General features: G+C 79.7%; 1 protein-coding gene. It reads left to right on the top strand.

Features of this window, described 5'->3' with window-relative positions; genetic code table 11:
- Positions 1–24: 24 nt before the first annotated feature.
- Positions 25–399 (top strand): hypothetical protein (locus tag ABD308_RS10640; protein WP_344331474.1); only part of this gene is annotated, 375 nt, incomplete at its 3' end.

The raw sequence follows: 399 nt of genomic DNA, 5'->3' as shown, positions 1-399 counted from the left end.
TCCGGAACGGTCCGGTCCGCGCCGGTGGGCCGGCAGGCCGGTGGCGAGCAGGTCTCGGTGGTGGCCGCCTCGGCCGGGGTGCTCGCGGCCGCCCAGCGCGGCGCGGTCGCCCGGGTGGAGATCCGCGGCCCCGGGCGCGGCGGCAGCCCCGTCCACCTTCCGATAGCCCGCGCGGTGGTCGAGCGCCACGGCGGGGTGCTCCAGCCGCACGAGCTGCCGGGGCGTGCCGGCACCACGTACGTCGTGGAGCTGCCGCTGGACCCGGTCGCCGCCAAGGCCGCCGCCGAGCGCGCGTCCGCCGAGGGCCGGTCGGACCGGCCGAAGGAGAGCGACAGCGCCGTCCTGCCCGATCTGCCGGGCATTCCGCAGCTGCCGAGCGCCGCCCCCGACGAGAAGCCG

The organism is Kitasatospora putterlickiae, assembly GCF_039527695.1.
Classification (GTDB): Bacteria; Actinomycetota; Actinomycetes; order Streptomycetales; family Streptomycetaceae; genus Kitasatospora; species Kitasatospora putterlickiae.
The sequence above is the reverse complement of the archived record's forward strand: the minus strand, read 5'-3'. Positions and strand labels throughout refer to the sequence as shown.